Raw genomic sequence first — 12982 nt, forward strand, 5'->3', positions numbered from 1 at the left:
ATGACAACGGCAAGATGGCTTTTACAACCTTCATCACAGACTTTTGATTGTGCAGATTAATAATTTTTCGCATCAAAACCGAGAACACCACGGCTTGCACTTACTCATAATCTCTTTATCATTTACCTAACTAATTTTATCAGAGCACCAGCATGAGCTATATCGTTGCATTGACCGGGGGTATCGGTAGTGGCAAAAGTACCGTTTCCGAAAGCTTCGCCCGTCATGGCGTAAGCATTGTCGATGCAGATGTGATTGCCCGCCAGGTCGTTGCTCCAGGTGAGCCAGCGCTGGAAGAATTAAGACAGCGATTTGGTGAAAGCATTATTTCCACTGATGGCTCACTGAACCGCCCGGCCCTTCGGGCGCGGATTTTTAGCAATCCTGATGAAAAAGAATGGGTTAATAAATTATTACACCCCATTATTCATGCCAGAACACAACGTTTGATTGCTGAGGCGCAGACGCCGTACGTGCTCTGGGTCGTACCGCTGCTGATTGAAAATGGATTACAGACGCAAGCAAATCGCGTTCTGGTGGTGGATGTTGAGCCACATATTCAACTTTCCCGGACGATGTCGCGCGATGGCATCAGCCGCCAGCAGGCTGAAAGTATTATTGCTGCACAGGTCAGTCGTGAAAAACGTCTGGCCTGTGCGGATGACATTATTGATAACAGCGGTGATCCGAAATTAATTGAACCGCGTGTTGCCCAACTACATCACCGCTATTTGCAACTTGCGGTGTGAGTAAACAGACAGGATATTGCCAAGCATGACTGATGTAGCTGCAACCGTTCTCTTTGAACATCCACTGAATGAGAAAATGCGCACCTGGCTTCGCATCGAATTTTTGTTGCAACAGATGCATTCCAACGCACAACTCACTGATATTGCTTCTGCTCTGCTATTTTTTCGCACCGCTTCAGATTTACTGGATGTACTGGAACGTGGTGAAGTCCGTACCGATTTACTGAAAGAGCTTGAACGCCAGCAGCAAAAATTGTCTCAATGGAAAGATGTCCCGGGCGTTGATTTAGCAAGGATCGAGGGGCTGCGCGCTGAGCTTAAGCAATGTGCATCTGTGTTAATGAAAGCACCACGCATAGGGCAAGCGCTGAAGGAAGATCGCCTGATGGCCCTGGTTCGCCAGCGTCTGAGTATCCCCGGCGGGTGTTGCAGCTTTGATTTGCCGACACTGCATATCTGGCTGCATCTGGCACAATCACAACGTGATCGTGAAGTGCAAAACTGGCTCGAAACACTGGCTCCGCTGAATAATTCGCTCATGATGGTACTGGATCTGATCCGCCAGTCAGGCGCGTTTCGCAATCAAATCAGTCTGAATGGTTTTTTCCAGGACAACGCTGAAGGCGCAGATCTGTTACGATTGCGGCTCTCGATGGAAAATCAGCTTTACCCGCAAGTATCCGGGCATAAAACCCGTTATGCCATTCGCTTTTTACCCCTCGACAGCGAACATGGCGTGGTTCCCGCGCGACTGAATTTTGAACTTGCCTGCTGCTAGGAGTTGCAAATGGACCCTGAAATCATTGAAGTAAATTGCCCGACCTGTCAGAAAATCGTGGTTTGGGGTGAGCAAAGCCCTTACCGCCCTTTTTGTTCCAAGCGTTGCCAGCTTATTGATCTCGGCGAATGGGCCGATGAAGAGAAACGCATCCCAAGTAAGGGTGACGTGAATGATCTGGACGACTGGAGTGAAGAAGAGATTTAATCCAGACAACGGGTATAGAAAAAGGGGCTTCGGTCCCTTTTTCTATATGCCATCAAATTCTACACGTAATCAGTACTGATTGTTTTTGAGGGCTGTAACAACCACTTCGTTGGCGGGAGGGAATTCCTCCTCTTTCAAATCGGCCTGCGCAACCCAGCGCTTCGGCTGCCCTTCTTTGCCATACGGCTCGCCCTGCCAGTCTTCCACCAGGAAAAAATAGAGTGTAATGATGCGATCCGGGAATCGGTGCTCCAATGTTTTCAGCAGCACAGGAGATTTAGCATCAATGCCGACCTCTTCCTGTAATTCGCGAATAACAGCCTGTTCAGGTGTTTCACCCGCTTCAATCTTACCGCCCGGAAACTCCCAGAACCCCGCCATATGTGATGATGCATCGCGTTGAGTGATAAAGATTTCTTTGCTGGCATTCCGGATAATGCCCGCTGCGATATTAAGTTGTTTAAGCGCCACAGTTTCCACCTATCCGCTGACTGCAATGACTGTCTTTATGGGGACTTTTTAGACAAAAATAAAGGCGGCAATTACGCCGCCTTCAAGATTAACACGATGACTTAGCCGGAGATCTTACTTTTGCAGGCGGCCATGGCATTGTTTGTATTTTTTACCAGAACCGCACGGGCAGAGATCATTACGACCCACTTTGCGATCACCAGAAGAAGCAAGACGTGCAGCTTCAGCTATTTCGATTTCTTGCTGATCCTGATGGCTAAGCTGCTGCTGACGAGCCAGACGTTCAGCTTCTTCACGACGCTGAATTTCCATCGCTTCAACTTCTTCAGGCATACGAACCTGAACTTTGCTTAGTACGCTGACCACTTCATATTTCAGAGATTCCAGCATGGCAGCAAACATCGCGAAGGATTCGCGTTTGTATTCCTGCTTAGGATCCTTTTGAGCGTAACCACGTAAATGGATGCCCTGACGCAGGTAATCCATTGCCGCCAGATGTTCTTTCCACAGAGAATCCAGCGTTTGCAACATCACGCCTTTCTCAAAATTGCGCATCATTTCAGCGCCAACCACTTCTTCTTTACGGGCATAAGATTCTTTCGCGATTTCCATGATACGTTCGCGCAGGGTTTCTTCATGCAATTCCGGCTCTTTGTCCAGCCATTCTGCAATCGGCATTTCCAGCTCGAAGTCTTTTTTCAGACGTTCTTCCAAACCCTGTACATCCCACATTTCTTCCAGAGACTGTGGCGGAATGTAGCTGTCGATGGTCGCCTTGAACACGTCTTCACGGATGCTGGCGATGGTTTCGCTCACATCAGACACGTCCAGCAATTCGTTACGCTGGCTGTAGATCGCACGACGCTGATCGCTTGCCACATCATCGTATTCCAGCAGTTGCTTACGGATATCGAAGTTACGGCTTTCGACTTTACGCTGCGCATTGGCAATCGCTTTGGTCACCCATGGATGCTCAATCGCTTCGCCCGGTTTCATACCCAGTTTACGCATCATGCTTGATACACGGTCAGAGGCGAAAATACGCATCAGTGCATCTTCCATAGACAGGTAGAAGCGGGATGAACCGGCATCACCCTGACGACCCGCACGGCCGCGCAGCTGGTTATCAATACGACGGGATTCATGACGCTCGGTACCAATAATATGCAAACCGCCGGAAGCCAGAACCGCGTCGTGGCGAATCTGCCAGGCAGCTTTGATTTCTGCAATTTTCTCATCGGTGGCTTCTTCACCCAGGTTTTCAACTTCAACCTGCCAGCTGCCGCCCAGCACGATATCGGTACCACGACCCGCCATGTTAGTAGCGATGGTCACTGCGCTTGGCTGGCCTGCCTGCGCGACGATATCCGCTTCTTTAGCGTGGAATTTGGCGTTCAGAACGCTGTGCGCAATGCCTGCTTTGGTCAGTTCGTTAGAAACAACTTCTGATTTTTCGATGGAAATAGTACCGACCAGAACCGGCTGGCCTTTGGCAGTACACCGACGGATATCTTCGATAATCGCGCCAATCTTTTCCATTTCAGTCATGTACACCAGGTCGGCCATATCTTTACGCACCATAGGGCGGTTAGTTGGCACAACAATGGTATCCAGCTTGTAGATAGAGCTGAATTCGAACGCTTCGGTGTCCGCAGTACCGGTCATGCCGGCCAGTTTTTCGTACAAACGGAAGTAGTTCTGGAAAGTAATGGAAGCCAGTGTCTGGTTTTCGTTCTGAATGTCCACGCCTTCTTTGGCTTCAACCGCCTGATGCAGACCGTCTGACCAGCGACGACCTTGCATGGTACGACCGGTGTGTTCGTCAACGATGATAACTTCGCCGTCTTTGACGATGTAATCGACATCGCGGGTGAACAGGACGTGTGCGCGCAGTGCTGCGGTCACGTGATGCATCAGCATGATGTTAGTCGGGGAATACAGGGATTCACCTTCTTCCATAATACCGGCTTCAACCAACAATTCCTCGATCAGGACCAGACCACGTTCAGTCAGGTGAACCTGACGTGATTTCTCATCAACAGAGAAGTGACCTTCCCCCTGGAAGGAATCGGAATCTTCTTTTTCCTGGCGGATCAGTTTAGGGATCAGTTTATCCACACGGGTATACATTTCTGAGCTGTCTTCGGCCGGGCCGGAGATAATCAGCGGAGTACGTGCTTCATCGATCAGGATGGAGTCAACCTCATCCACCAGCGCGTAGTGAAGTTTACGTTGCACGCGTTCTTCGGGGCTGAATGCCATGTTGTCACGCAGATAGTCAAAACCGTATTCGTTGTTTGTGCCGTAAGTGATATCAGCAGCGTAAGCAGCACGTTTAGCCGGAGAAGGCATGCCTGGCAAGTTGATTCCGATGCTCAGGCCAAGGAATTCAAACAGCGGACGGTTATTTTCGGCGTCACGCTGTGCCAGGTAATCGTTGACAGTGACGACGTGAACGCCCTTTCCGCTCAATGCGTTCAGGTAAGCGGGCAGGGTTGCGGTTAACGTTTTACCTTCACCGGTACGCATTTCCGCGATGCAGCGCTCGTTCAGTACCATACCGCCGAGTAACTGCACGTCAAAGTGACGCATCCCGAAGACACGTTTACTGGATTCACGCACCACAGCAAAAGCTTCCGGGATCAGGTTTTCCAGCACTTCACCTTTCGCCAGACGCTCACGGAACTCATTGGTTTTCGCCTGCAGTTGCTCATCAGTCAGCTTTTGGATTTCAGGTTCCATGCGGTTGATCAGGTCAACCACTTTACGCATGCGGCGCAATGTGCGGTCGTTACGGCTACCAAAAACTTTGGTCAATAATTTGATTAACATAGTGCTTAATATCTCTTGGAGGCCACCAAATGCAGCCAATAATTTGTTGATTTATAAATAGAGTTTAGAATTACAGTCTGTTAAATCAGAGAGAACGGGCCGGCACGAATGCCTTGCACCTGTGCTAACCACAGGCCGGTTTGATGCGATGAAGCAAGAGGGAGGAATGGCTGTTGCGTCTGACGGATGATAACCGGAGGTTTTGGCTCATGGGTCAGTAAAGCATTAAGGGTAACCAGCAACGCGAGTTGCTGAACATGCAACGGCTCAGCGGCCTGCATTTCTGCTTCCGGCTGCGCTACGGTGTAAACCACCTGCGGGGCCAAAGCAAAAGAAAGATGACGGATGACCGTGCGTAATGCATGCTGTTGCCAGTAATCAACACCAAAAGCCGGGCGGCGATTCGCCTGGAGTAACGCAAGATTACTCAGCCCTGTACTGGCGATGTTAAGACGATTTAGACTTGAGGACGTATTAGGAACCGCTGGCAGTTCCGTTTGCGACAGGCTCGTGGACACGCCAAGGCTTGCCGCGACCATCCCCAACAGGAGATGCGGCCAAAAATACCTTCTGCCAAATTGTCGCCAACGATTTAGAATGCCAATCACAAGTTTACAATCCGCCGGAGCCCATCATGCGCGATAGTCGCCCACAATTATTAGATATCCTGTTCGATGATGCCTCTTCGACTGAACAAAGCCCGCTGCGTATTGTTCAACAGCGTGCTGCGGCGTTATTGAAACTCAACCGCGCAGTGAAAGGTCTGTTACCGACGCCCATGCAACCATGGTGTCGTGTCGGTAATTATCGACAGGGAGTTTTAGTACTTGAAATAGCTAATGCCAGCTGGATGATGCGATTACGCTATGAACAACCCGCATTACTCTCTGCACTTCGAGCGCAAATTCTACCATCATTGTCATCAATCGACATCAGGATTAATCCTTCGCTCATGGCGAAAATGGAAAATGCTTCGCAGATCGCGATTAAAAATAAAGCGATCGCTGCAGAATCTATGCCCGTCAGGCATTTAAGCGCGCAGAGTGCAGAAGAATTAAGGGGACTTGCGAGCCGTAGCCCGGAGAAACTCAGAAAGGCTTTAGAACGACTGGCTGGCCTGGCCGGAGAGAGTGCCAAACCAACCAGTCGTAATAAGTAATACCAAAAGTACCGATTACGCCAATACTGTAGACGGTGCTTTAAAAGCCAGTGGCATTTCAGCTTCATCTTGGAATGTAACTAATTCCCAGGCTTCCTGCTTAGCCAGTACCGCTTGCAATAACTTGTTGTTCAACGCGTGACCCGATTTGTATGCGGTAAACGCACCAATGATGTTATGGCCACACATGAACAAGTCACCGATAGCATCCAGCATTTTGTGACGAACGAATTCATCTTCAAAACGCAGGCCATCTTCGTTAAGCACGCGGTAATCATCCACAACAATTGCGCAATCAAAGCTGCCACCCAGGCACAAACCGCGTGACTGCAGGTACTCGATATCACGCATGAAACCAAAAGTACGTGCGCGGCTGATTTGGCGAACAAATGCTTCTGCGGAGAAGTTCATTTTGTAGCGCTGTGAGCTGGAATCAATCGCCGGGTGATTGAAGTCGATAGTGAAGTCCAGAGAGAAACCATTAAATGGTTTGAACTCGGCCCACTTATCACCGTCTTCAACACGCACGGTATCTTTGATGCGCAAGAATTTCTTCGCGCTGTTCAGCTCTTCAATCCCTGCATCCATCAACAGATAGACGAAAGGTGCAGCACTGCCGTCCATAATCGGCACTTCAGGCGCATCGACTTCGATAACAATATTATCGATGCCCAGGCCAGCTAATGCCGCATTAAGGTGCTCTACCGTAGAAATACGTACGTCATGCTCATTAACCAGGCAAGTACAGAGCATGGTATCACGCACGGATTTTGCATCTGCCGGGAAATCAACCGGTGGATTCAAGTCAGTGCGACGATAGATGACCCCGGTATTTGCCGGTGCAGGACGCAGAGTCAGGGTGACTTTCTTGCCGGTATGCAAACCGACGCCCGTCGCCTGAACGATACGTTTTAATGTACGTTGTTTGATCATCGTTTTTATCTCGCAATGTTTATCCATCCAACCGACCTAAGCATACCTTAAGGTCGGCGGGACAGTTTAGCACAAAGAGCGGAGATCCTACAATTCGGACTAGTCTGCCTGCTTACGCAGGAAGGCCGGGATGTCCAGATAGTCGGGCTCTTTATTAGATTGCGCGCTTTGATCATTGACCACTTTCGCCGCGGGTTTCGTTTCCTGCGGCAACGGAGACATCCCGTGCTGCTGGTAACGATGATCCATGACTGGCTGGCTGGCCGGTTTGTTGGTCACCAGAGTGATCTCAGGACGTTTGTCCATGCCGATACCCGTTGCAACAACGGTCACACGCAATTCGTCGTTCATTTCCGGATCAAGAGACGTACCGATAACGACGGTTGCGTTGTCTGATGCGAAAGCACGAATGGTGTTACCCACGGTTTCGAATTCATCCAGACGCAGGTCGAAGCCCGCAGTAATGTTGACCAGAACGCCGCGCGCGCCGGACAAATCGATGTCTTCCAGCAGCGGGCTGGAAATCGCCATTTCAGCGGCTTCTTCAGCACGGTCTTCGCCACATGCCACACCGGAGCCCATCATGGCATAACCCATTTCGGACATAACTGTGCGCACGTCAGCGAAGTCGACGTTCATCAGACCTGGACGGGTGATCAGTTCAGCGATACCCTGCACCGCACCTTTCAGCACGTCGTTGGCCGCACCGAAGGCGTCCAGCAGAGAGATACCACGGCCCAGAACTTTTAAAAGCTTGTCGTTCGGGATAGTGATCAGGGAGTCCACATGTTTGGACAATTCAGCAATACCCTGCTCCGCGAATGCCATGCGCTTTTTGCCTTCGAAGTTGAAAGGCTTAGTCACAACAGCAACAGTCAGAATACCTAAATCTTTTGCTACTTCAGCAACCACTGGCGCTGCACCGGTCCCGGTACCGCCACCCATGCCCGCTGCGATAAAGACCATGTCAGCACCTTCAAGCGCAGCGCGGAGGGCTTCACGGTCTTCTTCTGCAGAATTGCGACCCACTTCCGGGTTCGCACCAGCTCCCAGACCTTTGGTAATACCGCTACCGATCTGAATCGTCTGGCCTACTGCCGTTTTACGTAACGCCTGAGCGTCTGTGTTAACGGCAAAGAATTCAACACCTTCGATGCGCTCACGCACCATGTGTTCGACAGCATTACCGCCGCCACCACCGACGCCGATGACTTTAATCACCGCGTCATTGGTCAGTTCCATAGGTTCAAACATAGTTTCTCTCCGTTTTGTGCCTGTCGCGTCGGGATCAAAAACCTTAACAGCATGATCCCGTTGTTAAAACATTAGAACTCTTTTCTCAGCCAGCTGTTGATTCGTTTGAACCAGTTGCCCACTGAGGCACGTTTTTCTACTTCGGCCTCACCGCTCAGGTGAGACTCCTTCCCGTAGTGCAGCAGCCCTACAGCCGTTGAGTAGTAAGGTTCCTGCGCATAATCCGTCAGCCCGGTGATGTTCAGGGGTTGCCCGATACGCACCTGGGTATGGAATACCCGCTGCGCACAAGCTGCCAGACCATCAATTTGTGCTGCACCGCCTGTCAGAACAATGCCGGCGGCCAGATGATGTTTTACGCCTTGCTGACGTAACTGCTCCTGCAATTGCAAAATTTCATCGTTCACTAAATTCAGCAATTCTGTGTAACGAGGCTCGATAACTTCAGCCAGTGTCTGACGCTGCAGACTGCGTGGTGGACGCCCACCGACGCTCGGCACTTCGACGTTTTCGTCTTTGCCGACAATTGAACCTAATGCACAACCGTGGCGAACCTTGATCGCTTCGGCATCGGTCGGTGGCGTTCCAAACGCATAAGCGATGTCGCTGGTGACCACATTCCCTGCATAAGGGATTACCTTAGTATGACGTAGTGCGCCGCCGGTATAAACCGCGATATCCATGGTTCCACCACCAATATCAACGACACAAACACCTAATTCACGTTCATCTTCCGTCAGAACGGCATAACTGGCTGCCAGACCGGCAAAAATAAGCTGGTCGACTTTTAAGCCACAGCGTTCTACCGCTTTCACAATGTTCTTCGCCATATCGTTATGGCAGGTAATCAGGTGAACTTTAGCCTGCATACGCACGCCGGAAAGTCCGACCGGGTTTTTAATCCCTTCCTGATAATCAATGGCATATTCCTGAGGGATCACATGCAGAACCCGATGCTCATCACGTACGCGTACCGACTTAGCGGTATGCACCACGTTCTCTACATCTTCCTGCGTGACTTCCTCTTCTGAAATAGGAACCATCCCTATTTCATTCTGACAACTGATATGTTTACCAGACAAAGCAAGGTAAACAGAGGAAATTTGGCAATCCGCCATCAATTCAGCCTGATCGATGGCGCGCTGTACGCATTTCACCACCGATTCCAGGTCATTCACGCCACCCTTGTCCATGCCACGGGATGGGCAACTGCCCACGCCAATAATATTGACCATGCCATCGGGCAGAACTTCCCCCACCAATGCGGCGACCTTTGCCGTACCGATCTCCAGCCCAACTACCAGTTTTCTGTCCGTCGACTTGATCATTGTTGTTTAGCCTGTGCCTGATTCTGTTGCTGATTACTGTTTTGCTGGTCAATAAACTCTGGTGCCCAACCTACTGACGCACCGCTGTCATAACGTAAATCGACATAAGTGATGCGTTTTTTATCGGCTTCAGCCTGTTGCTGGAATCGCGGGTAAAGCTCGATAAAACGTTGTAAACGCCCCATCCGGTCATCTCTCCCCAATTCCAGCCGGACGTCATTATCCAGAGTTAACTGCCACGAGTGACGTGCACTCATTGCCACTGCTTTCAACGTGAACTTGCCGGCGGCCAGCGCCTGACTCATCGTTTGAAAGCCCTGCAAAACATCCTGTTCGCTGCCTTCCGGACCGTAAAGCAACGGCATTTTTTGTTTGACCACACGCTCGGCGGGTATGCTGAAAGATTTGCCATCGGCATCAACCATATGCAGATCATTCCAGTGTGCGACCGGCACATACTCCACGAGATGTATCTTCAGTTCATTCGGCCATTGCTTACGTACGCTGACCTGTTTTATCCAGGGTAAACGCTCAATCTGCTGCTGAATGACGTTTACATCCTGCGTCATGAACGTTCCCGGTGCCCCTAAGGACAGAATCGCCTGACGAATATCATCGTTGGTCGTGTAATGCCGCTCCCCGGTGACAACTAACTGGGACAACGGCAATCGGTTTGCATCCTGCATCCAGCCCACAACGGCCCACGCACTCCATAAAATCGTTCCTACCACCAACAGCAGAAACACGATCCCTGCCAGCTGGCCACCGTTACTGCGACGGCCGTTGCTCTCGGCCGTCTCACGCTCTCGGGTATTCAGGGCGGCTTGAGACATATCAGTCTGCCAGTTCCAGAATACGGAAAACGAGTTGCGGGAAACTCAGCCCGGCGTGTTTAGCCGCCATCGGCACCAGACTGTGGCTGGTCATTCCCGGCGACGTATTCACTTCCAGTAAGTTGAAGTTGCCGTCACCGTCCTGCATGACGTCGACACGTCCCCAGCCGCTGCAATCAAGCGCCTGATAAGCCTGCAAGGCCAGTGCAGTCAACTGCTGCTCCTGCGCTTCGCTTAAACCGCTCGGGCAAAAATATTGTGTTTCATCAGACAGATATTTTGCCTGATAGTCATAAAACGTACCGGCTGGCTGAATGCGAATCGAGGGCATCACCTGGCTGCCCACGATAGCCACGGTATATTCCGGGCCACTCAGCCATTTTTCGATCAGTACGTTATCGTCATGCCTGAAGCCTTCCTGCAGGGCGGGTAACAACTCTTTTTCAGTCGTCACTTTGCTCATCCCGACGCTGGAACCTTCACGGCTTGGTTTGACGATCACCGGCAGGCCTAATTCGGCGATTTTTGCCGCCAGAGCGCCCTGCCCTGCTTCCTCAATTTGTGCACGATGCAGTGCGACAAACGGCGTGACCGGTAACCCTAAAGCCTGCCACACCAGTTTGGTGCGGAACTTGTCCATAGTGAGCGCCGACGCCATCACGCCGCTGCCGGTATAAGGCAAACCGATTTGCTCCAGCAAACCCTGCAACGTTCCGTCTTCGCCACCGCGACCGTGAAGTGCGATAAAGACTTTGCTGTACCCTTCTTCTTTGAGAAGCGCCACATTAAACGTTTTGGTATCAATGCCGTGGGCATCAACACCGGATTCGCGTAAACCAGCCAGCACTGCGGCACCTGACTGTAATGACACATCGCGTTCTGCGGAAGTACCACCCAACAATACCGCTACTTTCTCAGACATGATGTTCTTCACCTTTCTTTACTGGTTGCAGCTTTTGATCTGCCAATTTACGGGCCACTCTGCCGACATTACCGGCGCCCTGAACCAGAACTAAATCGTCGCCTTCGAGGATTTGCGCCAGACTTTCCGGCACCGCCTCAATATCAGAAACCAAAATCGGATCAAGCTTGCCGCGTGCGCGAATAGTGCGGCACAACGAGCGGCTGTCTGCGCCAGGGATCGGCGCTTCACCGGCCGGATACACATCCAGCATGATCAGCACATCAACCTGCGAAAGCACATTTGCGAAATCGTCGTACAGATCGCGAGTACGGGTATAACGGTGCGGCTGGAAGATCATCACCAGGCGCTTGTTTGCCCAGCCCGCACGCGCGGCTTTGATCGTCGCATCCACTTCTGTCGGATGGTGGCCGTAGTCATCGACCAGCATCGCGCTACCTGTTTTACCGTTCACATTTTCCAGCGCGTATTCGCCCAGAAAATCGAAACGGCGGCCGGTACCCTGAAAACCTGCCAGCGCACGCAAAATAGCATCGTCGCTGATATTTTCGTCCGTCGCGACGGCAACTGCGGCCGCGGCGTTCAGCGCATTGTGACGACCCGGCGCATTGAGCGTAACGCTTATCAGCGGCAAGTCCTGACGGCGCAGCGTGAAGTGACCTTGCGCGCCCACCTGACGGTAATTTTCGATAATCACATCGGCGTCTTCGCTGAAACCGTACGTCGTCATATGACGTCCTACGCGTGGGATCAGCTCACGGATAACCGGATCATCAATACACATCACTGCGCGCCCGTAGAACGGCAGGTTGTGCAGGAAATTGATGAACGTCTGCTTCAGGATTTCAAAGTCACCCTGATACGTGTCCATGTGATCCGCTTCAATGTTGGTCACGATGGCCACCATCGGTTGCAGATGCAGGAAAGACGCGTCGCTTTCGTCTGCTTCAGCGATCAGAAAACGGCTTGACCCCAGACGCGCATGCGTACCTGCCGCTTTCACCAGTCCACCGTTTACAAAGGTCGGGTCTAGTCCGGCCTCGGCATAAATACTGGTCACCATCGCCGTGGTCGTTGTTTTACCGTGCGTACCTGCCACGGCAATACCGTGACGAAAACGCATCAGTTCAGCGAGCATTTCTGCGCGACGGATCACCGGAATACGGGCTTCACGCGCCGCAACAATTTCCGGGTTATCGGATGAAATAGCGGTGGAAACTACCACCACACTGGCATCCAGCACGTTCTCCGGGCGGTGATTGAAATAAATCGTCGCGCCCAGCGCGGTCAGTTGCTGAGTCACCGCGTTAGGTGCTAAATCAGAACCGCTGATCTGATAGCCTTCATTGGCCAACACTTCGGCGATACCACCCATGCCGGCACCACCGATGCCAACAAAGTGAATGTGCCGGACACGATGCATCTCGGGCACGAAGGTACGCAGTTTCGCCAATTGTTGTGTATTCACGTTTTTATTCACTATTTCAGGTTACTGATTAATCCGTTTCTTACGGCT

13 protein-coding genes are annotated in these 12982 nt (G+C 51.3%); 4 read left to right on the top strand and 9 right to left on the bottom strand.

The window, feature by feature from the left end; translation table 11 throughout:
• The first annotated feature begins 152 nt into the window (after positions 1-152).
• From coaE to yacG, 3 genes are read left to right on the top strand one after another with little or no spacing between them, the layout of a single operon-like run.
• The gene (gene coaE / locus EX31_RS03540; RefSeq protein ID WP_037033418.1) at positions 153-749 is read left to right on the top strand and encodes a dephospho-CoA kinase; all 597 of its coding nucleotides are present in this window, start codon (positions 153-155) and stop codon (positions 747-749) included.
• Positions 750-774: 25 nt separating this feature from the next.
• Positions 775-1527 (top strand): cell division protein ZapD, encoded by a 753-nt coding sequence (gene zapD, locus EX31_RS03545; protein WP_013576998.1) that lies wholly within the window; start codon positions 775-777, stop codon positions 1525-1527.
• Between the two features lie 9 nt (positions 1528-1536).
• A complete protein-coding gene (gene yacG, locus EX31_RS03550; protein WP_013576999.1) occupies positions 1537-1734 on the top strand; it encodes a DNA gyrase inhibitor YacG in 198 nt (65 codons plus the stop codon).
• A gap of 69 nt (positions 1735-1803) precedes the next feature.
• Here yacG and mutT read toward each other — a convergent pair whose 3' ends face one another.
• From mutT to secM, 3 genes are all read right to left on the bottom strand, one after another.
• Positions 1804-2205, bottom strand: a complete 402-nt coding sequence (gene mutT / locus EX31_RS03555; protein WP_037033571.1) for an 8-oxo-dGTP diphosphatase MutT — start codon at positions 2203-2205, stop codon at positions 1804-1806.
• Positions 2206-2319: 114 nt separating this feature from the next.
• Positions 2320-5037, bottom strand: a complete 2718-nt coding sequence (gene secA / locus EX31_RS03560; protein ID WP_037033420.1) for a preprotein translocase subunit SecA — start codon at positions 5035-5037, stop codon at positions 2320-2322.
• Positions 5038-5117: 80 nt separating this feature from the next.
• Positions 5118-5645: a secA translation cis-regulator SecM gene (gene secM / locus EX31_RS03565; RefSeq protein WP_037033422.1), complete on the bottom strand. Its 528-nt coding sequence runs from the start codon at positions 5643-5645 to the stop codon at positions 5118-5120.
• A 26-nt stretch (positions 5646-5671) separates the two neighbouring features.
• Here secM and EX31_RS03570 point away from each other — a divergent pair, with 26 nt between their 5' ends.
• The gene (locus tag EX31_RS03570) at positions 5672-6196 is read left to right on the top strand and encodes a DUF721 domain-containing protein (RefSeq protein WP_037033424.1); all 525 of its coding nucleotides are present in this window, start codon (positions 5672-5674) and stop codon (positions 6194-6196) included.
• 15 nt (positions 6197-6211) lie between these two features.
• On the opposite strand, the gene lpxC is transcribed toward EX31_RS03570, so the two are convergent.
• The 6 genes from lpxC to murC form a co-directional block, all read right to left on the bottom strand.
• Positions 6212-7129 carry a UDP-3-O-acyl-N-acetylglucosamine deacetylase gene (lpxC, locus tag EX31_RS03575; RefSeq protein WP_015690467.1) on the bottom strand — a complete coding sequence of 306 codons (918 nt, stop codon included), beginning with the start codon at positions 7127-7129 and terminating at the stop codon, positions 6212-6214.
• A 99-nt stretch (positions 7130-7228) separates the two neighbouring features.
• On the bottom strand, positions 7229-8383 hold the full coding sequence (gene ftsZ, locus EX31_RS03580; RefSeq protein ID WP_013577005.1) for a cell division protein FtsZ: 1155 nt from the start codon (positions 8381-8383) through the stop codon (positions 7229-7231).
• Positions 8384-8454: 71 nt separating this feature from the next.
• Positions 8455-9711, bottom strand: coding sequence for a cell division protein FtsA (gene ftsA, locus EX31_RS03585; RefSeq protein WP_009634688.1), 1257 nt, complete (start codon positions 9709-9711; stop codon positions 8455-8457).
• Positions 9708-10544 (bottom strand): cell division protein FtsQ, encoded by an 837-nt coding sequence (gene ftsQ, locus EX31_RS03590; RefSeq protein ID WP_013577006.1) that lies wholly within the window; start codon positions 10542-10544, stop codon positions 9708-9710. Before ftsQ ends, ftsA begins: the two co-directional genes overlap by 4 nt.
• A 1-nt stretch (position 10545) precedes the next feature.
• A complete protein-coding gene (locus EX31_RS03595) occupies positions 10546-11466 on the bottom strand; it encodes a D-alanine--D-alanine ligase (RefSeq protein ID WP_013577007.1) in 921 nt (306 codons plus the stop codon).
• A complete protein-coding gene (gene murC, locus EX31_RS03600) occupies positions 11459-12934 on the bottom strand; it encodes a UDP-N-acetylmuramate--L-alanine ligase (RefSeq protein ID WP_015690468.1) in 1476 nt (491 codons plus the stop codon). Before murC ends, EX31_RS03595 begins: the two co-directional genes overlap by 8 nt.
• Positions 12935-12982 lie beyond the last annotated feature (48 nt).

It is taken from the genome of Rahnella sp. WP5 (assembly GCF_000745615.1).
Lineage (GTDB): Bacteria > Pseudomonadota > Gammaproteobacteria > Enterobacterales > Enterobacteriaceae > Rahnella > Rahnella aceris.

Excerpts from the sequence above, each read along its gene's own strand:
- coaE (WP_037033418.1), top strand. The coding sequence starts at position 153 with ATGAGCTATATCGTTGCATTGACCGGGGGTATCGGTAGTGGCAAAAGT.
- zapD (WP_013576998.1), top strand. The coding sequence starts at position 775 with ATGACTGATGTAGCTGCAACCGTTCTCTTTGAACATCCACTGAATGAG.
- yacG (WP_013576999.1), top strand. The coding sequence starts at position 1,537 with ATGGACCCTGAAATCATTGAAGTAAATTGCCCGACCTGTCAGAAAATC.
- secA (WP_037033420.1), bottom strand. The coding sequence starts at position 5,037 with ATGTTAATCAAATTATTGACCAAAGTTTTTGGTAGCCGTAACGACCGC.
- EX31_RS03570 (WP_037033424.1), top strand. The coding sequence starts at position 5,672 with ATGCGCGATAGTCGCCCACAATTATTAGATATCCTGTTCGATGATGCC.
- lpxC (WP_015690467.1), bottom strand. The coding sequence starts at position 7,129 with ATGATCAAACAACGTACATTAAAACGTATCGTTCAGGCGACGGGCGTC.
- ftsZ (WP_013577005.1), bottom strand. The coding sequence starts at position 8,383 with ATGTTTGAACCTATGGAACTGACCAATGACGCGGTGATTAAAGTCATC.
- ftsA (WP_009634688.1), bottom strand. The coding sequence starts at position 9,711 with ATGATCAAGTCGACGGACAGAAAACTGGTAGTTGGGCTGGAGATCGGT.
- ftsQ (WP_013577006.1), bottom strand. The coding sequence starts at position 10,544 with ATGTCTCAAGCCGCCCTGAATACCCGAGAGCGTGAGACGGCCGAGAGC.
- EX31_RS03595 (WP_013577007.1), bottom strand. The coding sequence starts at position 11,466 with ATGTCTGAGAAAGTAGCGGTATTGTTGGGTGGTACTTCCGCAGAACGC.